This window comes from Pseudomonas sp. Irchel s3b5 (genome assembly GCF_900187435.1).
Taxonomy (GTDB): domain Bacteria; phylum Pseudomonadota; class Gammaproteobacteria; order Pseudomonadales; family Pseudomonadaceae; genus Aquipseudomonas.
On the sequence record NZ_FYDY01000015.1, the window covers coordinates 45,491 to 67,018 of the forward strand.

Genomic DNA, 21,528 nt, shown 5'->3' on the forward strand with positions numbered 1-21,528 from the left:
GAAAGACTAAGGCAGCGCTATGCGCCCAACTTTTCTTGCAGCTGTGCCTTGAGCACCTTGCCGGTGGCGTTGCGTGGCAAGGGTTCGAGTACCCGATAGACCTGCGCCGGCACTTTGTAGGCGGCCAGGCGCTGGGCGATGAAGGCGCAGATTTGCGCTTGCTGGGGCAGCGTCGAAGCCTGACCATGCACGGCCAGCCCCACCGTTTCACCCAGTAGCGGATCGGCGATGGCGAACGCCGCAGCTTCCAGGACACCGGGCATATCGAGCACGCACGTCTCGATTTCTGCGGCGGAAATTTTCTCGCCTCCGCGGTTGATCAACTCCTTGACCCGGCCGGTGATACTGAGGAAGTCCTCATCGTCGAGGTAGCCGATATCGCCCGTGTCGAGCCACCCGTCGCGCAGGCTTTGTGCGGTGGCTTCAGGCAGGTTCCAGTAGGCGCTCATCAAGGTCGGCGAACGCAGCCAGATCACCCCGCGAGTGCCCGCAGGCTGCGGTCGGTGCGGATCATCGCCAATGCGAATATCGACGATCGGCAAGGCCCACCCCGCCGCTGCCGGCTTGTAGATGAACGGGTCGCCACCGATGGCAGCGCCGATGCCGTTGCTTTCGGTCAGACCGTAGCCGGCGCCGCCGATGGCATCGGGCTTGAGCTTGAGCATGTTGTCCAACACCCCGGCGGACGCCGCTCCACCACCCAGCCCCAAACCGAACAGACTGGCGGTGTGCTCGCCGCCAAAGCGCGGTGAGGCGAGCAGTTGCTGCATCATCACCGGCGCCCCGTTGAACTGGGTGCAACGCTCGTCACGAATCAGGTCCAGTGCCTGCTCCACATCCCACTTGTACATGAGCAGCAACCGCCGTCCGCCGCGCAGGGCCGAGAGGAACTGCGCATGCAGGCCGCTGACGTGGAACATCGGCACCGCTGCCAGTGTGGTCGGCGGGTAGCCGCTGTTGATCACCACGCCGATGCGTTCAGGCGAACTCATGGCGCAGAACGCGCCCTGAAAATCCAGGGCAAACAGCGCCTGGCAGATGGCCCGGTGACTCGACACTGCACCCTTGGCGCGGCTGGTGGTGCCCGAGGTGTAGAGGATAAGCGCCGGCGCATCGGGATCGATTTCCAGCGTTGGCACCGGCAATGCCGGAGCGCCGATCAGGTCTTCGAAACGCAGGCAATACTCGGGCAACGACCCTGCCTGGGCTCCGACGACAATCGTCGCCCGCTGTTCACGGGCGAGGTCTGCGCGCAGGGTTTCGAGGCGCGCTTCGTCACACAGCAACAGGCGCGAACCACTGTCCTGCAAAGCGTATTGCAACTCATCGCGCAGCCCCCAGCTGTTGAGCGGCACACACACCGCGCCGCAGCGCTGGATAGCGGCGAAGGCCACCAGCCACGCCGGCTGGTTGCGCATGGCAATCGCCACCCGCTCGCCCGGTTGCAAGTCAAAGCGGGCAACCATCTGCCCGGCCAGGCGATCGACCTGATCGTAGAACTGGTTGAAAGTCAGGCGTTGCGACTGCCAGATCAGGAACTCACGGTCGCCATGGACTCGACCGGTGTCCAGCACCTGCAACAGGTCGTGCGCGGCGTGACGGAAGAAGCGTGGAGCGCCGTCATCGGGCGTCACCACTTCAAACGGCGCACCGGGGGCGATCAGTTGCCGCCACGCGGTTTGCCAGCGTTCAATGCTCATTATTGTTTTCTCCAGGACAGCCGGGGTAGCGCCCCCAATGGCGTGCAAGTGGGCCAATGTCAGTCGGTCAAGCGACATCCCTGTGGGAGCGAGCCTGCTCGCGATGAGGGCGTGTCAGTCGATATAAATGCCGCCTGTTACACCGCTATCGCGAGCAGGCTCGCTCCTACAGGAGTTGACTGCCTACAGGTTCTACGCGTGGGCGGAATAGCGCTCGCAATGGAAATCCCGGTCGCCCAGACAGCTCTGCGCCACACGGACACGCTTGAGGTACAGGCCGACATCCAGCTCGTCGGTGACGCCAATGCCGCCGTGCATCTGCACGGCTTCGTTGGCCACCTTGATTGCCGTGTCGCCGGCCTTCCATTTCGCCAGGCTGACCAGTCGCGCACGTGCCCCTGCGTCGTGGCCGGCGTCATCCAGAGTCGCCAACGCAGCCATCAGCGCACTACGGCTCAGCGCCAGGTCGATGTACATTTGCGCGGCACGATGTTGCAGAACCTGAAAGGTGCCAATCGGCGTGTCGAACTGCACGCGGGTCTTGAGGTACTCCAGCGTGGTTTCGAACAGTTGTTCGGCCATCCCTAACAGCTCCGCGGCGAGGCAAGTGCGGCCACGGTCCAGCACCGTTTCCAGCGCAGCCCAGCCCTCGCCCAGGGTGCCCAGCAGCGCTTCGCTGCCCAATTGCACCTGGTCCAGTTGCAGCCGTGCGCTGTTGCGCGAGTCGATCAGCGACAAGGCGCTGACGGTCAAACCCGGTGTACCGGCTGGCACCAGGAACAGGCTGATGCCGTGCGTGTCGCCCGGTTGTCCGGCGGTGCGCGCAGCTACCACGAAGGCATCTGCACCCAGCCCGTCGACCACCCAGAACTTGTCGCCGTGCAAGCGATAGCCCTGCCCCTCGGCTTTAGCCGTTAGGGCAATGCGGCTCGGGTCGTGGCGCGACTGTTCGTCCACGGCCAGGGCCAGGCGCTGTTCACCACTGATCACGGCTTGCAACCAGTGCGTCTGTTGCGCGGAGTTGCCCGCCAGAAGTACCAGCGAACCGCCGAGGACTACGCTGGACAACAGCGGCGTTGCGGAGAGATTGCGGCCCATGGATTCGAAGATCGGCCCAAGGCCCTTGCAACCGAAATCCAGGCCGCCAAAGTCTTCCGGAAACGGAATCGCACTCCAGCCCAGATCGACCGCGCCCTGCCACAACTGCGCATCGAAACCCGCCTCAACCGCGTCATCGCGCAGTCGACGCTGGGCACTGACCGGGCTGCGCGCGGCGAGAAAATCCCGGGCACTGTCGGCCAGCAAACGTTGTTCGTCGCTATAGCGCAGGCTCATGGGGTAACTCCTTTTTTAGCGTCGGGTAAACCCAGCACGCGCTTGGCGATGACGTTCAACTGGACCTCCGAGGACCCGCCGGAAATGGTCAGCGCATAGCTGTTCAACCAGGCGCGGGTCACCGCCAGTTGCTGCTCGCTGAATGCCGCGCTCTCCCAGCCAAAGGCATCCCCGCCCATGGCATCGAGCAGCACTTCGAATTTGTCGCGTTCCTGTTCGGTGTGCACCAGCTTCATGATCGACATCAGGCCACCGATGTCGTCGCCAGCCCGAGCCTCTTCGCCCATGCGCTGCACGGTCAGGTTGTAGGCATGCTCGTTCATCGCACAGGCCGTGGCCCGCGCCTGCAGGGCGTGCTCGCTCTGGGACCGGGGCGCCGGCACGTATTCGCGCATCAGGGCCAGCAGGTCGAAGTGCGACGGCAGGCTGAACTCGCCGAATTTCGACATCGCCTTGCGTTCGTGTTGCAACAGGTACTTGGCCAGGTTCCAGCCGCCATTCAACGGCCCGATCAGCTGGCTCTTGGGCACTTTCACGCTGTCGAAGAACACCTGACAAAAGGCCGATTTGCCGCTGATCAAATCGATCGGCTGTGGCTTGACGCCGGGGCTGCGCATGTCCAGCACGATCAGGCTGATGCCCTGGTGTTTGGGCACGCTGAAGTCGGTGCGTACCAGGGCGTACATCCAGTCGGATTTGTCACCGTAAGAAGTCCAGATCTTGCTGCCGTCCACCACGAAGTGATCGCCGGCATCGCGGGCGGCCATCTTCAGGCTGGCCAGATCGGAACCGGCGTTCGGCTCGGAGAAACCCTGACACCAACGCACTTCACCGCGGGCAATCGGTGGCAGTAGATCGCGTTTCTGTTCCTCGCTGCCGTAAGCCAGCAGCACTGGCCCAAGCATCCAGATACCGAGGTTAATCTGCGGCGGCCGGCACTTGAGACGGCGCATCTCACTTTCCAGCACTGCCAGTTGTTCGTCACTTAGACCGGCGCCGCCGTATTCCTCGGGCCACTCGGGGCAGAACCAGCGCTTGTCGCGCATGCGCTCAAACCACAAGCGTGCGTCTTCACAGGGAAACTGCGGGTTCTGGCTGCCCCACACCACATCGCCTTCAGCCATGCCGGTGCGCATCGACAGCGGGCAGTTAGCCTCCAGCCAGGCACGGGTATCGTGCCTGAATTGCTCGATAGTGCTCATGAAAGTCCCCTTCGACTCGCCCCGGATTCGGGGCGGGTACGGTTTTTGTTGTTGATGGACCAACGTCAGCGTTGGGTGCGCGGCATGCCGAGGCCAAACTGGGCGATCAGCTCACGCTGGATTTCATTGGTGCCACCGCCAAAGGTCAGGGTCACCGAACTGCGCAACTCGTATTCCAGCTCGCCCTGCAGCAACGTCGCTGCCGAACCGCTGCGCATCGAGCCATTGGCGCCGAGGACCGCCGCGAGTTTGCGCAGGATCTCGATGGCCGATTCCGAGCCGAACACCTTGGTGGTCGAACTCAGCGCCACGTCCATGCGCTCGTGCTCAAGGTCCGAGGCGATGCGCATGTTGATCAGGCGCATTGCCTCCAGGCGCGCATAACATTCAGCCAGCGAGCTGCGCACCCAGGCCTTGTCCATCGCCCGACGCCCCTGCTCGTCGCTGGCCCGCGCCCACAGATAAACCCGGCGAAAAAGCGCCACTACCTTGTCCGACCAGGTACCCAGGCCGAGTCGCTCGTGGTTCAGTTGCGAGGTGATCAGCTTCCAGCCACCGTTCAACTCACCGACCAGCATCTCGTTGGGCACCCGTACGTTGTCGTAATAAGTGGCCGTGGTCGGAATGCTGGTGGTGGGGATCAAGGTGTGAGAGAAGCCCGGCGTCGTGGTGTCGACGATCAGCAGCGAAATGCCTTTGTGCCGTGCCTGGGTCGGGTCGGTGCGGGCCGCCAGCCAGACGAAGTCGGCCGATTCGGCCCCAGACGTCCACAGCTTGTTGCCATTGACCACAAAGCCCTGGTCATCCTGACGGGCACTGGTTTTCAGTACCGCCAGGTCACTGCCGGCCTCCGGTTCCGAGTAGCCGATGGCGAACATGATTTCGCCTGCGGCAATGCCGGGCAGGAAGCGTTCTTTCTGCAACTCGCTGCCGTGGGTCATCAAGGCCGGGCCCACGGTACTGATGGTCACGAACGGCAGCGGCGCGCCGGCGATGTTGGCTTCTTCGAAGAAGATCAACTGTTCGGTGGCGGCGTAACCCTGGCCGCCATGGGCCTTGGGCCAGCCGACCGCGAGCCAGCCGTCGCGACCCATCTGGCGGATGGTCTGGCGAAACAGCTCGCCGCCTTCCTTGCCACGCAACTGCTCGCGCATGTCCGGGGTCATCAGGGCCTGGAAATAGTCCCGCACCTTGTGGCGTAGGGCATGTTGTTCGGGAGTGAGGTCGACGAACATCTGGTGCTCCTTACGCTGCGCCGAGAATCAGGCCGCTGGTGGGTACGCCGGTGCCGGCGGTGACCAGCACGTTCTGCACATCCGCCACTTGGTTGACCGCCGTGCCACGTACCTGGCGCACGGCTTCGGCGATGCCGTTCATGCCGTGGATATAGGCCTCGCCCAGTTGTCCACCGTGGGTGTTGATCGGCAGTTTTCCGCCACGGGCGTGGTGCCCGGCGCGGATGAATTCCTTGGCTTCGCCGCGTTTGACGAAGCCGAACTCTTCCAGCTGCGGCAGCACGAACGGGGTGAAGTGGTCGTAGATCACAGCCGTCTGGAACGCGTCCGGGCCCAGGCCCGACTGGCGATACAGTTCACGGGCGACCACGCCCATCTCCGGCAACCCGGTGATGTCGTCGCGGTAGAACGACGTCATGCTCTGCTGGCCGTGGCTGATGCCTTGAGAGCCGGCCTTGATGGTCACCGGTTTCTGCCGCAGGTCACGGGCACGCTCGGCCGAGGTGATGACCATCGCCACGGCGCCATCGGATTCCTGGCAGCAATCGAGCAAGTGCAGCGGCTCGCAGATCCAGCGCGAGGCCTGGTGTTCTTCCAGGGTGATCGGCTTGCCGTGGAAAAACGCCTTGGGGTTGGTCGCGGCAAAATCCCGCGCCGCCACCGCTATTCGGCCGAAGTCTTCACTGGTGGCGCCGTAGGTGTGCATGTAGCGCTGGGCAAACATCCCGACCCAGGCGGCCGGTGTATGGAAGCCGTGGGGCATGTACCAGCCGTAGTTGACGTTGTCGAAAGTCGGCGCCGAAGCGAAGCCGTAGCTGCCGGTACCGAAGCGATACCAGGAACGCTCGTTCATCGCCCGATAGACCACCACCACTTTCGCCATCCCGGTAGCCACCGCCATCGCCGCGTGCATCACCGGCCCACAGGCCGCACCGCCGCCGTGGGGCACTTGCGAGAAAAACTTCACGTCTTTGCAACCGAGCAAACGGGCGATTTCGTACTCCGGGACCTTGTCCACCGAGTAGGAGCTGAAACCCTCGACCTCGGATGGATCGATGCCGGCGTCCTTGAGCGCACTCAAGGTGGCCTCCAGCGCCAGGCGCAATTCAGTGCGTCCGGAGTTTTTGGAAAATTCGGTCGCGCCCAGACCAACGATCGCGGCACGCCCGGAAATCGATGAATCAGTCATCTGTGTCTCTCCGGCTGTCAAGGCAGGACCAGCGCGACCGTGCCGGTCACGTGGTTGCCCATGGAATTTTTGCCGCTCAAGGTGATTTCCACCGAACGGGTGTCCGCATCAACGCCAGTGACGCTGCCATTGAAGGTCATGCAGTCACCGGGATAGTTCGGCGCGCCGAGCTTGATTTTCAGCGCGGTGAACTGTGCCAGCGGCCCGCTCCACTGCTCGATGAACCGCTGCACCAGCCCGTTGGTGGTGAGGATGTTCATGAACACATGGGGCGAACCCAGGGCACGGGCCGCTTCCGCGTCGTGGTGACCGGGGAAGTAGTCACGGGTGGCAATCGCGCCGCCGTTGATCAGGGTCACCGTGATCGGCACGGCAAGTTCCGGCAGTACTTCGCCGGGTTGCACGTCTTCAAAGCGCTTGGTGTTCTTCGAGGTCATATTTCCATCCCAGCTTGTCGTTATCGTTGAGCCAGTCGCCCAGGCGTTCCAGGCTTGCTGCCGAGCCACCCAAGGCAAGGCACAGGCCACGGCTCCAGTAGAGAAAACGGTGGATCGGGTAGGTCAAGTCGACACCGATGCCACCATGCACGTGCTGTGCGACATGGCCGATGCGATGCCCTGCTTCGCAGGCAATCCAGGCGGTAGCCAGGGCTTCGCTGGGCGACGGCAAACCGGCATCGATGCGGTAAGCCAGTTGCCACAGCACGGTGCGCAAGCTTTCGACGGCGATATGGGTGTCAGCCATGCTCATCTGCACCGCCTGGAAGCTGCCGATGCTGCGCTCGAACTGTCGACGTTCGCTGACGTAGGCCACGGTGCGGCGGATCTGCTCTTCGCTGACCCCCAGTTGCAAGGCTGCCAATGCCGCTGTGCAGCGCAGTTCCAGCCAAGCGACGGCCTCAATCGGCAACAGCGCGGCGGCGTTCACGGTCAAGCCGTGAATGTGCAGGTCGGCCACCGCCTCGCCGTGGGTCAACACTGCCGACACCCGTTGAACCTCGGGCGCCGCCAGATCGAGCAGCAGCAAGCGCGGCTGGCCCTCGGCCTGCACCAGCACCAGTGCGGCGCTGGCCAAATCACCCTGGGACAAGGCTGCGACCCGGCCATTTATTGACCAGCCCCCGGCATTCGCTTGCGCCTGCAATTCAATGCCCCGGGCACTGCTCAAGCCGTCGATGGACAGGCTCAGCAGCGCCTCGCCGGACGCCGCCTTGGCAACCCAGCCCGCACTGTCGCCAGCGTCGAAACGGGCCAGGGTCGCGGCAGCCAATTGATGGCGCCACAACGGCACCTGGGCCAGGGCCTTGCCCTGGGCTTGCAGCACCAGCATCAGTTCGGTCATGCCCAGACCGCTGCCGCCGTGTTCTTCGGGAATAGCCAGGGCATGCAGCCCGGTCTCGATACACAGCGCCCACAGCGGCGCCATCATCGGCTCGCCGCTGGTGTCCCACTGGCGCATGTAGTCGTCATGACAATGGTCGACAAACAAGCCGTCAGCCATCTGCGCAATGGCGCGCTGGTCTTCGCTCAATTCGAAATCCATGGTGGCTCCTATGCCTCTACCGGCCGGAACAACGGCAGGGTCAGCTGGTCATCGAAGGTCTGGAACTCGACCTGAAAACGCTGGCCGATCTGCAATTGCTCACGCTCGATGCCGACCAGGCCGGCGATCAGGCGCACGCCCTCTTCCAGTTCGATCAGGCCAATCGGGTTGGGGTAATCGAATGGCGGCACTTCGGGGTAGTGCATCACCACGAACGAATACAACTGGGCGCGGCCACTGGCCTGCACGGTGTCCCAGTCGAAGCTGTGACATTCGATGCACACCGGTGCCGGTGGATGGCGCAGGGTCTGGCAGGCGGTGCAGCGCTGGATCAGCAACTGGCCCTGCTCGCAGCCTTCCCAAAAGAAGCGGGTGTCGTCGCTGATGCCCGGCAGCGGGCGCTTGGCCTTGACCGGTGCCGACTCAACCTTGGCTGGCGCCTGGGCATTGGCCGCGCGGAACTTGAAGACGCGAAACAGCAACTCGCCCACCGGCTCGTCGCCACCGGCTTTTTCGACGAAGTGGCTCATCACCAGGGTGACAAAAAAACCAGTGCCCAGGGCGGTGGTTTTTTCATCGCCCACCGCATCCAGGCGCGTGGTGTAGTAGAGCTTTTCCCCCAGGCGCACCGGACGGGTGAAGGTCAGTTCAGAGTTCACCGCCACGGTCGAGGCGTAGCCGTAGGCTTCCATTTCCTTGAGCACCTCGTACGGGTTCTCGTCGGTGGAGCCAGGCGGATAGTTGTTGGCGTGCAGGCCTTCCATGGTCCACACCTGCAACATCGCCGGTGGAGCGATCAGGCCCTCATACCGGGTGCCCTGGGCAAACGCCGGGTCGGTGTAGAGCGGGTTGTCCACGCCCATGACTTCGCACCACTGGCGAATCATCGGGGCATTGACCTCGTCCCAGGCATACACGCGGCCGTATTGGCGCCCCACCAGGGCGCGCACATTGGATAGCAATTGTGGATCAGCCAAAGTCGTCTCCTTCACATTGAAGGCGGCCACCGAACCCGGTCGCCGCAATAGGTCGATCAGGTGGGCAGAACCTGCGCAGCACCGAGAAATGCCGGGCGTTCACCACCGCCGTGCAGCAACAGGTTGCAACCGCTGGCGTAGCTGGCCAGCGGAGATGCGATGTAAAGGCAGGCGTTGGCGATGTCTTCGGCCACCGCCATACGAGCGGCCGGGATGCCGGCAGCCACGGCAGCGATACCGGCCTCGGAGCCGTAATGCAGATGCGCCTGCTCGGTCAGCACCAGCCCCGGGCTGACCGTGACCACCCGCACCTTGGGGCCCCACTCCACCGCCAGCGATTGCACCAACGCCAGCACCCCGGCCTTGGCCGCGCCGTAAGCGGCGGTGCCTGGCGAAGAACGTAGTGCACTGATGCTGCCGATAAAGACGATGCAACCACCCTGCGCCTGTACCTGCATCAGCCGGTTGGCGTGCTGGGCGACATTGAGCGGCGCGATCAGGTTCAGCCCGATGATGCTTTCGTGGAACCTGGGCGAGGCCGTGGCCGCTTCGGCGGACGGACTGCCGCCGGCGTTGTTGATCACCACGTCGAGGCGCCCGAAGTCGCGCTCGATGCTGGCGAACAGGCGTTGCAGGGAGTCGTGGTCACGCACATCGGCGGCAATGAAGCTCGCACGCTTGCCACCCACTGTCGGCACCTGCTCAGGCTCGCGCCGGGCACAGACGATCACCCTCGCGTTGGCAGCGAGGAACCCCCGTGCGATACCCGCGCCGATGCCCTTGGTGCCACCGGTGACCAGCACCACTTTGCCGCTGTAATCAAGACCCGAATGCAGCTCCATCATGTGCTCCTTTCTCTACTGACAAGGGTCACTCTAGGGACGAACCTCGGGTCAAACTACGTCTGAACGGACGATGAAAATTAAACCTCGCGAACAGGACACTGGTGGTCATTCACACGTTTTCTGGTCTTTGAGGATGCCCATGTCCGACCCATCCGTTGCACCGGTTCTGCTCGAACGCCCACTGCCCGGCGTGGCCCTGCTGCGGCTCAACCGCCCGCAGGCGACCAATGCCTTGAGTCTGGAATTGCAGGCGCTGCTGTCGCGGTATTTCAGTGAACTGGCGATTGATCCCGAGGTGCGTTGCATCGTGCTGACGGGCGGTGACAAGGTGTTCGCGGCGGGTGGCGACATCAACAGCATGGCCGGGGTCGGCGCCATCGATATCTACAAACGCCACACCGAGCGGGTCTGGGGGCCGATCCAGCATTGTCCGAAACCGGTGATCGCGGCGGTCTGCGGTTACGCCTATGGCGGAGGTTGCGAGCTGGCGATGCACGCCGACCTGATCGTCGCCGGGCGCAGCGCACGCTTCTGCCAACCGGAAATCCGCATTGGCATCATGCCCGGCATCGGTGGCACCCAGCGGCTGGTGCGCGCGGTGGGCAAGGTCAAGGCGATGCGCATGGCGCTCACTGGGCAACCGATCAGCGCCGAGGAAGCCTGGGTGGCAGGTTTGGTCAGTGATCTGGTGGACGATGACCAGGTGCAGGCCCACGCCCTGGAACTGGCGCGCGTCATCGCGGCGATGCCGGCATTGGCCGCCGAGCAGATCAAGGAAGTGATCCTGGCAGGCATGGACGCCCCGCTGGAAACCGGCCTGGCCCTGGAGCGAAAAGCCAATGCCCTGCTGTTCGCCTCACGGGACCAGAAAGAAGGCATGCAGGCGTTCATCGACAAACGCCCGGCGCAATTCGAGGGGTACTAGGCGTTCGTCAACCAAGACGCATACCTGTAGGAGCTGGCTTGCCAGCGAAGGCGGCCTGCCGGCCGTTCTGACCGGTAGTTCATGCGCACTCCTTGTAGGAGCGAGCCTGCTCGCGATGGACTAAAACGATGATGCGTGCTGTCTGAATGAACCCATTGTCAGGAAGTTTTTCGCGAGCAAGCTCGCTCCTACAGGGGATCGGGGACACCCGCAAAATCAGTGTCGACTGGAAGGCCGCCTTCGCGGGCAAGGGTTAGATACTCATCACCATCTGCCCACTATCGATACGCAACTCGACACCATTGATCGCCCGAGCCTCGTCGCTGGCAAGGAACAGCACACTGGCCGCCACATCCTCGGGCCGACACATGCGGTTCATCGGGTCGCTATCGATAGTCAGGCGATTCGGGTCAACACCCTCGGGGAAACCCCCGCGGGTCATGTCGGTGAGTACGCCATCAGGGTGCAGGGTGTTACAGCGAATGCCGTATTTACGCCGCCGGCAAAGCACCGCCACCGAACGCGACAACGCCGCCACCGCCCCCTTTGAAGCACTGTAGGCCATGTAATCGTCACGCCCGGCCAAGGCCGCGATGGACGACAGATTGATGATCGAACCTCCGTTTTCCTTCATCAATGCAATGCCTTCGCGACAGCCCAGAAACACACTGTCTGCATTCACGCGCATTACCTTGTGCCACTGCTCCAGGCTGGTGTCTTCAATCGAACCGCAGATGAGGATGCCAGCGTTGTTTACCAGGATATCCAAGCGTCCGTAGTGCTCGCGCACATGGTCGATGACCTGGCGCCACTCACCTTCGCTGCTGACATCGTGGCGGATAAAGTCTGCAGCCGGTCCGATTTCCACCGCCAGAGCCTGGCCCGCCTCGACGTCCAGGTCGCTGATCAACACCTTGGCACCTTCGGCCGCCAGCAGCCGCACGCTGGCAGCGCCGATCCCCTTGGCGCCGCCGGTGACCAGCGCGACCTTGCCGTGAACTCGGCCATTCTTGTTGTGGTGATTGAGGGTCATCGTGTCATCTCATGTGCGTGGGTCGTTTGAAGTTGCCGGTCGTGCGGGCGGGCGACGGCGGCACCGGCTCGACGGCCGGAGAACACGCAGTCGGCCAAGGACAGGCCGCTGATGTACAGGTGCGAAGGAATCCCCAGGGCACTGCGCCCAGCCGCGTACAGGCCGTCGATCGGCTGGCCTTGCTCGTCCAGCACCGCGCCGCTGCGCTCATCCACGCGCAAGCCGCCCAGGGTCAGGGCACCGAGGGGGAATACCGGATTGGTCACGGAGATATCGCAGGCATAGAAAGGTCCTTGCTCCAGCACCTGGCGCCCGCCCTCGGACTTGCCGAACGGCTCCGGCGCCTCGCCACGGGCGGCGGCGTTGGCGGCCAGCACCGAGGCCCGCAGCACGGCAGGGTCCATGGACGTCGCGTCGGCCAGCTCGCTCAGGCTCTTGCCCTTGCGCACCTTGAACAGCATCAGCGCCAGAGCCGGAAAACTCTGGAACCACCAGTAGCCACCAAACAGCGCCTCGCGAATGGCCTTCTTGCGCAACGGCGCATCCAGCACCAGCCACGCCTTACCGCCCTGCTCTTCCATCAAGGGTTGGCCGAGGGTGGCACCATAGACCTCTTCATTGCAGAAGCGCCGCCCCTCGCGATTGACCACAATGCCTTTGTGCCAACTGTACGGAGGGTTGAGGAATCGCCACGCCGATACCCGCTCAAGCCCACGACTCTGGCCGCCGACACTGGCACCCAGGCGCAAACCACTGCCATCGCAACCGGTGGCTCCAACCTTGAAGTTGCGCAGGAACTTCGGTGCATGCTGCTGAATCATCTGGCGATTGAAGATGAAACCACCGGTACTCAGGATCACCCCGTTGCGCGCAAGCACCCGGCGTGACTGGGCGAAATCCCGTTCAAGCTGACAGACTTTCTGGCGAAGTTTGTTGCAATAGCCAGGGGCGAAGTTTTGCAATCGTTCGGCGCGGGCCGCCAGTCGTGCATGCAACTGCGCTTGCTTGCTGCCAACGGGCATACACCAAAACTCGGCACCCAGTACCCGCCCCCGGGGATCGATCACCAGCCGTCGCGCCGCCGCCTGCAACAGCGTCTTCGCTCCGGCCTTCAGGCACGCTGCCTTGAGGTGGGAATAGAGCACCGCGCCGCCCTGCCCCTTGCCCACGGTGCGATGCCCTCGTGGTGCCGGAGGCAGGGGACCACCGTGGTCAGGTACCAATTCGTTACCCGAGTAATAGAGGAAGTAGCCGTCGGGCGGGTACGAGGTCTTGCCCCCGCCCGGTGGCATCTGGTGGGCGTAGGGCGCGCCGTGGCTTTCCAGCCAATTGAGGTTACTCACGCTGTCATCACAGAAGCGCCGCAACGTGTCGTCACTGACAACGCCCTGGGTTTCGTGCTTGAGGTAATCGAACATGGCATCGGGACTGTCGTTAAAGCCCGCAGCCTGCTGATGGCGAGTGCCGCCACCGGCGTAGACCACCCCACCACTTTTGGCGCTGGCACCGCCGCCGGTGAAGCGGTCGGCGATCAGCACATCGGCGCCTTGGGCGCGAGCTTCTAGCGCGGCGCAAGCACCGGCCGCGCCCCAGCCAACGACCAGCACATCGCATTCTTCGTCCCAGGTCACGCTGTTGCTATCAGCCACCTGCAAGGGCGGCAGCGCTTCGGTGCTGGGGAGGTTATCGGACATTGACATACACGCTCCTATCGCTGGCTGGCCAAGTGGTTGGCGGCGACATAGCCGAAAGTCATCGCCGGCCCCAGGGTGCCACCCGCGCCCGGATAGCTGGTGCCCATCACCGACGCCGAGCAGTTGCCGATGGCGTACAAGCCGGCGATGGTCGTGCCGTCATCACGCACCACCTGGGCGTGCTCGTTGGTTAACAGGCCACCCTTGGTGCCGATGTCACCGGCATCCAGGCGCATGGCGTAATACGGACCTTTGCGCAGCGGCGCCAGGCAAGGGTTGGGCTTGACGTTGCAGTCGCCGTAGTAACGGTCAAAGACGTTGCCGCCACGGGCGAAGTCGAGGTCGACACCGCTTTGGGCATAGGCGTTGACCTTGCTGACGGTGGCTTCCAGCCCGGCACTGTCGACGCCGATCTGCCGGGCCAGCCCGGCCAGGGTGTCGGCCTTCCAGTACAGGTTGTTGAGCCACTCTTTGCGCAAGCGGCTGTCGGGCATGATCTGGCCGGGCATCAAAGGGCCCATGGCGTAGTTGAAGCGGAAATGCGCGTCGAAGACCACCCAGGCCGGCACCGACTTGCCACCGGTTTTCTGGTTGTCCTGATGCATGGCATCGACGAACTCCAGGTACGGCGCCGCCTCGTTGACAAACCGCTGCCCCTCACCGTTGACCACGATGGCGCCAGGGAACGCTCGCTCGGCGAAGATCCCCCGGGGCTTGTCCTCTCCCGGTACGGCAATGGTCGGCGCCCACCAGGCCCAATCCATCAATGCGGTGGCCGCGCCCTGAGCCATGCCTGCTTCCAGCGCCGCGCCAGTATTGTTGCCAGGCGGTGTCGCGCTCCAGGACTTGCGGGTCGGCTTGGGCAGGTACTGGTCGCGCAGCACCTGGTTTTGTTCGAAGCCACCCGAGGCCAGAATCACCCCCAACCGCGCGCGCAGTTGCAGCTCGGCGCCGTCACGCCGCACGGTGATGCCGCTGATCCGTCCGTTGTCAGTGATCAGGTCGCAAAAATCGGTGTTGAGCCACAGCGGCACATTGCGGTCCATCAGCGAGCGACGCAACGAGGCGACCAACGAACTGCCCAGGGACGCACGGCGATCAATCTTGCTTTTGCGCCGCCACTTGAAGTCCAGCTTGTAGCGCAGCATCAGTTTCATGATCAGCAGACGCCAGCCGAAACTGCGGGCCATGACCTTGTGCGCATCACGCGCCGTCCAGGCGATACAACCCATCAGCAGCGTTGAAGGCGACGGCTTGCGCAGGTTTGCCAGTTCGTCACCCAACAGACTGGTGTCAAAAAATTCAGGGTCCAGGGTTCGCCCACCGGCAAGGGCTCCCGGTAGATGCGGATAGTAATCAGGGTATTTGGCCGCTACTGCATAACGCACCCGACTGTTACGGGTGAGCAGTTCGATCATCTTTGGCGCATTGTCCAGATAGGCACGCAGGCGCACTTCATCGACATGCTCCCCTGCCGCCGCCTTCAGGTAGGTCAGCGCCGTGGCGTAGCTGTCGGTGCCACTCATGCGCGCGAAGTAATGGTTGTTCGGAATCCAGATACCGCCGCCGGAGATCGCCGAGGTGCCACCATACTGGTCGCTTTTCTCCACCACCAGCACGCGCAACCCCTGGTCGGCGAGGAACACCGCCGAAGTCATCGCACCTGCACCCGAACCGACGACGATCACGTCGTAGTGGGTCTGAGACTGAACTTGAGCCGTCATTGTTGTTATGCCATTAGCTGAGGTCAGAAAGAAACCGCCGACCACGCAGGGTGCGCTGGCGGAGTGCAGCCCATGATCGGGGCTGCGGGGGGATGGGCTCATCGTCAAAGTGGACTAGGGGGTGCCCAGCTGGCTTACCAGCGATACGGTCGGCACATCCAACATCTCACTCGCCTGACACACCGCCTTCGCCGGCAAGCCGGCTCCTACAGGGGATCACCGTCAGGCGCAAATCCCGGCAACGCCCAATAAACCTGTAGGAGCTGGCTTGCCGGCGCCTACAGGGTGAGGGGGCGGGTTAAAGAGTGGCACGTCTGGCAGCCCACGGGTGGGCCTGTTCCAGTTGACTGGCCAAGCGCAGCAGCACGTCTTCGCCACCCAGGCGAGCGGTGAACATCATGCCCACCGGCAGGCCGTCGTCGCTCTGGCCCAGCGGCAGAGAAATGGCCGGCTGGCCGCTGACATTGGCTATCACGGTGAAACCGGCGCTGCCCATGGCCTGATGGACGTAGCTGTCCCAAGGCTGGTCAAGCGACAACAGACCCAGCTTCGGGGTCAGGCTGCCGGTAACCGGCGACAGGATCACGTCGTAGCGTTCGAAGTGCTGCTCCATCGTCGCGCCAATACGCTCGAATGCTTGCCGCGCGCGGTACAGGTCTTCGCCGCTGGTCGCTTTCGAACGTTCGAGATTGACCAAGGTGATCTTCTCCAGATCCTGAGCCGTGGCAGCCCGTCCGAGTACCTGCTCGCGGTCATGAATCTGCACACGCAATGCCATGCCGAGCGCAGCGCCATGGGCACCGAACAACTGGCGTGGATCGATGTTCAGCGTCAATTCGTCGAGTTGATGCCCAAGGGCCAACAGTTGCTTGATGGTCTGTTCCAGCGTGGCGGCAATCGCCGGGTCCAAGGGGGCGCCGGTCAGTGATTGGCGCACCACGGCCACGCGCAACTTGCCCGGATCACGTTGCAATTCTTCAATATAAGGCCGAACCAACGGTGCGCACCAATAGGCACTGCCCGCCTCATGACCCTGACCGGCATCGAGGAACAGCGCGGTATCGCGCACCGTGCGCGACACCACATTGGCAGCGCTGGCTCCAAACGAACCCTCGAATTGCAGTGGCCCGCTGGGGGTGCGATAGCGGGTCGGCTTGAGCCCGACCACGCCGCAGTACGAAGCGGGAATGCGGATCGAACCGCCGCCATCAGTGGCATGAGCCACGGGAACGATCCCCGCCGCCACCGCAGCGGCCGAGCCCCCCGAAGAACCGCCTGCGCTCATGGCCAGGTTCCACGGGTTATGAGTCTGGCCCCAGGCCAGGGATTCGGTGGTGGTGGTCAAGCCGAACTCGGGGGATGTGGTCTTGCCGAATGGCACCGCACCAGCCTGCTCGTACCGGGCGATCAGGGTACTGGTGCGAGCAGCGGGCGGTGAGTCCTTGAACATCCGGCTACCGTTACTGGTGATCGTACCTTGTAGCGTGGTGTTCAGGTCCTTGAACAGCAGCGGCACACCGGCCAGAGCGCCCTGGTTATAGGTGCCGGCGGCGCGACGCTGGGCGAGCAGTGTACGTGCGTAGGCTTCATGCAGCATGTTCACCGCATTGACCTTGGGGTTGACCTCGTTGTAGCGGGCCAGCGCCGCTGCCAACAGGTCCTCGGCGCTGAGTTCGCCACTGCGGATTGCCTGGCTCATGGCCCAGGCATCCATGGCTTGGTAGTTGCTCGCCGACAGCCCCGCCGCGCGGGCATCGGCAAACCGTCCCAGAAGCCCGACGCCGACAGCCACGGCACCGGCCTTGAGTACGCTGCGGCGCGGCCAGCCGGTGATGGAGTTGAGTGGTGCGTTTTCGTGGTTATCCATGGTGATGAGCGCGCCCTGATTGTGGGTTGTTAAGGGATTGAGGTCCTGCTCCTTGTGGGAGCGGTATTCAGACGGAACAAGGCAGATGATCACGCGACATTAAAGCGTGCCGACAACTGATCCAATGCCCGCGCCAGTTGTTCCAGGTCCGCGGCGGCCACCGCGCTGCGCCCGGCGTTGGCCGGCAGCGCTCCGATGCCGGTCGAGACACTCTCGACCCGGCTGACCATTTCCCGCGTGACGCGCACCTGTTCGGTAATCACGGCGGCAATGGTGTCCACGCTGCGGATGAGGGCGCAAGGCCCCCGCGCTGAAATCAGTCGGAGGTGACCCCGGCCAGCATGGCCGCCAGGTAGTGCTCGCCATAAGGCGGCAGCAGGCCCCATTCGCGGCGCGGGTCATGGGCCGACGCCTTGAATACCGTGCGCATATGACTGAACTCGAGAAAGCCTTCGCGGCCATGGTAATGACCCATGCCCGAAGCGCCGACACCACCGAACGGCGCATCGTGCAAAGCGGCATGCATCATCACATCGTTGAGGGTGACGCCGCCGGACAGGGTGTGCTCCAGCACATGACGTTGTTCTTGTGCATCCTCGCCGAAGTAGTACAACGCCAGCGGACGCGGTCGGCCGTTGATTTCAGCGATGACCTGATCGAGGTCGTCATAGCTGAGCACGACCATCGCAGGGCCAAAGATTTCCTCGTGCATGATCAGGCTGTCCGGAGCCGGATCGATCACTACGCGCAGCGGACGACGACGGTCCTGGGTATCCACGGCCAGAGGTTCGGGCAGGCACTCAATACGCGCACCGCGTACCTGCGCGTCCTCGATCAGGTCCTCGACCCGGTCCAGATGACGCTGGTTGACCACCGCCACCACATCCGGGTTACCGGCCACTGTCGGGTTGAGATCGCGATAGACACTGCGAAGCGTGTCGAGAAACGATTCAAGTTGAGCCGTGGGCACGTAGACCAGATCCGGGTTGATGCAGACCTGCCCACCATTGCAAATCTTGCCCGCCGCGATGCTGAAGGCCGTTTTGTTCAAGTCAGCCGTACGCGAAACGATCACCGGCGACTTGCCGCCGAGTTCCAGGGTCACCGGCACCAGGTTTTTTGCAGCATTGCCCATCACTAGCCGGCCAATCGCTGTACTGCCCGTGAACACCAGGTGATTGAAGGGTTGGCTGCTGAATGCTTCGCCCAGTTCCGGCCCACCGTTAACCACCGCCACCACCAGCGGATCAAGGTATTCGGCGCACAGGCGCGCCACCAGTTCGGCGGTGCGAGGCACGACTTCGGAAGGCTTGAGGATGGCCCGGTTGCCGGCCGCCAAGGCCGAAGCCAATGGGCTGAACAATGTGTACAAAGGCGCGTTCCAGGTCCCGAGGATGCCCACCGTACCTTTCGGCTGGTGCATGACCCAGGCCCGGGCGCCGAGCTGGTCATAGGGGGAAAACATCTCGCGCGGTTCGTCCTGCATCCATTCCTGCAAATGGTCACGGGCATATTTGAGCGAGGCCAGTGCACCCAGCACGTCATTCATCAACGAAAATCCGGCGGGCCGCCCGCCAAAATCCAGGTCGATCGCCGTGGTCAATGCTTCGTGGTTTTGGACCAGCAGGTCGATCACTTGCTGCAGCCGCTGGCGGCGGGTGTCGGCGCTGACACTGCCAGCGCTGGCAAAGGCGCTTTTCTGTTGCGCCAGCAGGCTGGAAAGGTCTTGGACACAAGATGCGGCTGTACTCATTGTTATCCCCTTGCAGGTTGGCTCGATGGCCGTTGAGCGCCCGATGCGCCTGGCGCCACCCTAGCCTCGCCGCCACCTGCGCCGCCTCGTCCAATCGGACGAGGCCGTACATTAGCGTTAGTCCGTTGAGACGATGTTCTGCGCCTGCAAACGCACAATACTGGCCATACGAAAACCCCACTCCATGAGGCCAGTCATGGCAATGCAAAACATCAGCTTCGACCCCCAGGCATTTCGTGCCGCGCTCGGCACGTTCACCACCGGGGTCACGATCATCACCACCCAGAACGAAGACGGCTCGCCCGTGGGCATCACCGCCAACAGCTTCAACTCGGTGTCACTCAACCCGCCGCTGGTACTCTGGAGTTTGTCCAAGCAAGCGCGCAGCCTTCCGGTGTTCAGCAACGGCAAGCATTGGAATGTGCATGTGCTGTCCACGGAGCAGGAGACGCTGTCGGGACGTTTCGCCACCCAGGGCGAGGACAAGTTCGCCGAGATCGAACTCGATCATGGCGTCAGCGAGGCCCCCCTGCTGCAGGATTGCACGGCTCGCTTCCAGTGCCGCACGGCGTTTCAATACGAGGGTGGTGACCACGTGATCTTCGTTGGCGAAGTGCTCGCCTTCGATCACAGCGACCGCGCGCCGCTGGCGTTCCAAAGTGGCCAATATGCCTTGGCCACGCGCAAGCCGCGCAGCGAACTGCGCCTGGCAACTACGCCGCCACCTCCGGAGTGCAGCTACACCGAGGACTTGCTTGGCTATCTGTTGGGGCGCGCGCATTACCAGGCACTCAACGCCTTGCGCCAATTGCTGAATAGTCAGCAACTGGACGAACAGACGTTTTTCGTCCTGTCGATCTTGTGTATCCGCGACAACCTGACCCTTGAGGAAATCAACACATTCGTTAACTACACCGGTCGCGAAGTGACACTGGCGAGCATGCGTTTTCTCGAGCGTCAGCGTCTGGTCGCGTTCGAGGGCTCAGCCGATTCCATCCGGTTTGTTCTCACGGCCCAAGGTCGTGAGGTTTCACTGCATCAACTGGCATTGGCCAAGGCCGTTGAAGAGGACCTCTCGGTCAAACTCGGTCCCGCTGACGCCCAAGCCTTGAAGGTCTTGCTCAAGCGTCTGATCGTCGTCAGTGACCCGGGCTTGCCTGATCTGTGGGCACCGCGGTGACAGCCCGCGCAGGATTGTTGTCACCGGTCAGTGTTGGCTGGGGCAGCCATGGCTTGCTATTGCTGCTGGCCATGGTATTTGCCGACAACTTCGTCGGACGACAAATACTCGCAGTCATGGTCGAACCGATCAAAGCGGAATTCGCAGTCGGCGACACCGCCATCGGCCTGATCTCGGGCCTGGCCTTCGCTGCAGTTTATGCACTGATGGGCCTGCCAGCGGGGCGGTTGGTGGATCGCATGCCACGTATCCGCCTGCTGGCTATGTCTTGCCTGTTGTGGTCTGTGGCGACCATGGCTTGCGGGTTGGCCGGCAGCTTCCTGGCGCTGGCCTTTGCACGGATGCTGGTTGCCGTCAGCGAATCGCCGACGACGTCGGCCTCGCTGTCCTTGATCGCTGACCTGTATCCACCACAACGACGCTCATTCGCGATCAGTTGTTTTACCGCCGCACCGACCTTTTCTTCGATCATCGGTTTAAGTATTGGCGCCTGGGTGGTGGAGCACTATGGCTGGCGCAGTGCGTTCGTTGCCCTTGGCGTGCCGGCGCTTTTGTTCAGCGCCATCCTGGCGTTTGCCGTGCGCGACCCGCAACGTGGCCGCTGGGACCTCACGCCACACTCCCATACGCAACCTGCACTACTGGGCATGCGTGCCGAAGCACGCAAACTCTGGGCATTGCCAGCCTTTCGTTGTCTTATCCTCGCGGGCGGCCTGACCACGCTCAGCTCCTATGCCATTGGCATGTGGAACACCAGCTTCCTGGTGCGCTCCCACGGCTTGTCACTGCAACACGCAGGGTTGCTCGCGGGTGTGATCTGCGGAACCTCAGCCGGGATCGGTGGCTTGTTCAGTGGCTGGTTGAGCGACCGTCTCTGCCGCCGCCATCCACACTGGCAAATTTCGATTCCAGTGGTGGGCCACCTGGCGGCCATCTGCGCGTTGGTTCCCTACTTGCTTTGGTCTGACTCCCTGCTGGTGCGTCTGGGTGATGTGCCGATTCCTGGCGCCATGCTCTGGTGCGCGCTTTATTCGTTCTTTGCCGTGTGGTGGGTTGCCCCGTCCTACAACCTCGTCACCCAATTGGTCCCCGCGGGTCGACGCGGGACCGCCATGGCGCTGCAAACGATTGTAAGCACGCTGCTCGGCGTCGGTGTCGGGCCACTGATAACCGGCTTGTTCAGCGACATGCTGCTACCGGCGTTTGGCCACGAATCACTGCGCTATGCGTTGCTGTTGGTGAACTTGCCGGTAATTTGCGCGGTTTTGTTGCTTATCCGCACCGCTCACCATGCTTCCAAAACAGACTATCGCCACGCGGAATAACT

At 63.0% G+C, this 21,528-nt stretch carries 18 protein-coding genes; 3 read left to right on the forward strand and 15 right to left on the reverse strand.

Features of this window, described 5'->3' with window-relative positions:
• Positions 1–17: 17 nt before the first annotated feature.
• From CKW15_RS16750 to CKW15_RS16790, 9 genes are all read right to left on the reverse strand, one after another.
• A complete protein-coding gene (locus tag CKW15_RS16750) occupies positions 18–1,700 on the reverse strand; it encodes a class I adenylate-forming enzyme family protein (protein ID WP_095059630.1) in 1,683 nt (560 codons plus the stop codon).
• A gap of 192 nt (positions 1,701–1,892) precedes the next feature.
• The gene (locus CKW15_RS16755) at positions 1,893–3,035 is read right to left on the reverse strand and encodes an acyl-CoA dehydrogenase family protein (RefSeq protein ID WP_095059631.1); all 1,143 of its coding nucleotides are present in this window, start codon (positions 3,033–3,035) and stop codon (positions 1,893–1,895) included.
• Positions 3,032–4,237, reverse strand: coding sequence for an acyl-CoA dehydrogenase family protein (locus CKW15_RS16760; RefSeq protein ID WP_095059632.1), 1,206 nt, complete (start codon positions 4,235–4,237; stop codon positions 3,032–3,034). Before CKW15_RS16760 ends, CKW15_RS16755 begins: the two co-directional genes overlap by 4 nt.
• A gap of 65 nt (positions 4,238–4,302) precedes the next feature.
• Positions 4,303–5,472, reverse strand: coding sequence for an acyl-CoA dehydrogenase family protein (locus CKW15_RS16765; protein ID WP_095059633.1), 1,170 nt, complete (start codon positions 5,470–5,472; stop codon positions 4,303–4,305).
• Positions 5,473–5,482: 10 nt separating this feature from the next.
• Entirely contained in the window at positions 5,483–6,661 is a 1,179-nt protein-coding gene (locus tag CKW15_RS16770; RefSeq protein WP_095059634.1) for a lipid-transfer protein, read from the reverse strand.
• Positions 6,662–6,678: 17 nt separating this feature from the next.
• Positions 6,679–7,098: a MaoC family dehydratase gene (locus CKW15_RS16775; protein ID WP_095059635.1), complete on the reverse strand. Its 420-nt coding sequence runs from the start codon at positions 7,096–7,098 to the stop codon at positions 6,679–6,681.
• Positions 7,070–8,203: an acyl-CoA dehydrogenase family protein gene (locus CKW15_RS16780; RefSeq protein WP_095059636.1), complete on the reverse strand. Its 1,134-nt coding sequence runs from the start codon at positions 8,201–8,203 to the stop codon at positions 7,070–7,072. Before CKW15_RS16780 ends, CKW15_RS16775 begins: the two co-directional genes overlap by 29 nt.
• Positions 8,204–8,211: 8 nt before the next feature.
• Complete coding sequence (locus CKW15_RS16785) at positions 8,212–9,180, reverse strand: bifunctional MaoC family dehydratase N-terminal/OB-fold nucleic acid binding domain-containing protein (RefSeq protein ID WP_095059637.1); 969 nt, start codon at positions 9,178–9,180, stop codon at positions 8,212–8,214.
• Between the two features lie 56 nt (positions 9,181–9,236).
• Positions 9,237–10,022: an SDR family oxidoreductase gene (locus tag CKW15_RS16790; protein ID WP_095059638.1), complete on the reverse strand. Its 786-nt coding sequence runs from the start codon at positions 10,020–10,022 to the stop codon at positions 9,237–9,239.
• 142 nt (positions 10,023–10,164) lie between these two features.
• Between CKW15_RS16790 and CKW15_RS16795 the strand changes: the two genes are divergently transcribed.
• A complete protein-coding gene (locus CKW15_RS16795) occupies positions 10,165–10,950 on the forward strand; it encodes an enoyl-CoA hydratase (RefSeq protein ID WP_095059639.1) in 786 nt (261 codons plus the stop codon).
• A gap of 253 nt (positions 10,951–11,203) precedes the next feature.
• On the opposite strand, the gene CKW15_RS16800 is transcribed toward CKW15_RS16795, so the two are convergent.
• The 6 genes from CKW15_RS16800 to CKW15_RS16825 all read right to left on the reverse strand — a co-directional run bounded on the left by CKW15_RS16800 (position 11,204) and on the right by CKW15_RS16825 (position 19,048).
• Positions 11,204–11,983, reverse strand: a complete 780-nt coding sequence (locus CKW15_RS16800) for an SDR family oxidoreductase (RefSeq protein ID WP_095059640.1) — start codon at positions 11,981–11,983, stop codon at positions 11,204–11,206.
• A complete protein-coding gene (locus tag CKW15_RS16805; RefSeq protein WP_095059641.1) occupies positions 11,980–13,683 on the reverse strand; it encodes an FAD-binding protein in 1,704 nt (567 codons plus the stop codon). Before CKW15_RS16805 ends, CKW15_RS16800 begins: the two co-directional genes overlap by 4 nt.
• 8 nt (positions 13,684–13,691) lie before the next feature.
• Positions 13,692–15,401, reverse strand: a complete 1,710-nt coding sequence (locus CKW15_RS16810) for an FAD-dependent oxidoreductase (RefSeq protein WP_095059642.1) — start codon at positions 15,399–15,401, stop codon at positions 13,692–13,694.
• A 298-nt stretch (positions 15,402–15,699) separates the two neighbouring features.
• A complete protein-coding gene (locus tag CKW15_RS16815; protein ID WP_095059643.1) occupies positions 15,700–17,268 on the reverse strand; it encodes an amidase in 1,569 nt (522 codons plus the stop codon).
• A gap of 89 nt (positions 17,269–17,357) precedes the next feature.
• Positions 17,358–17,549, reverse strand: coding sequence for a hypothetical protein (locus tag CKW15_RS16820; protein ID WP_256580363.1), 192 nt, complete (start codon positions 17,547–17,549; stop codon positions 17,358–17,360).
• Between the two features lie 35 nt (positions 17,550–17,584).
• The gene (locus tag CKW15_RS16825) at positions 17,585–19,048 is read right to left on the reverse strand and encodes a coniferyl aldehyde dehydrogenase (protein WP_256580365.1); all 1,464 of its coding nucleotides are present in this window, start codon (positions 19,046–19,048) and stop codon (positions 17,585–17,587) included.
• A gap of 169 nt (positions 19,049–19,217) precedes the next feature.
• Here CKW15_RS16825 and CKW15_RS16830 point away from each other — a divergent pair, with 169 nt between their 5' ends.
• Together CKW15_RS16830 and CKW15_RS16835 are read left to right on the forward strand one after the other, a co-directional pair.
• A complete protein-coding gene (locus CKW15_RS16830) occupies positions 19,218–20,201 on the forward strand; it encodes a flavin reductase family protein (protein WP_095059645.1) in 984 nt (327 codons plus the stop codon).
• Positions 20,202–20,218: 17 nt separating this feature from the next.
• Positions 20,219–21,526, forward strand: coding sequence for an MFS transporter (locus CKW15_RS16835; protein WP_095059683.1), 1,308 nt, complete (start codon positions 20,219–20,221; stop codon positions 21,524–21,526).
• Positions 21,527–21,528 lie beyond the last annotated feature (2 nt).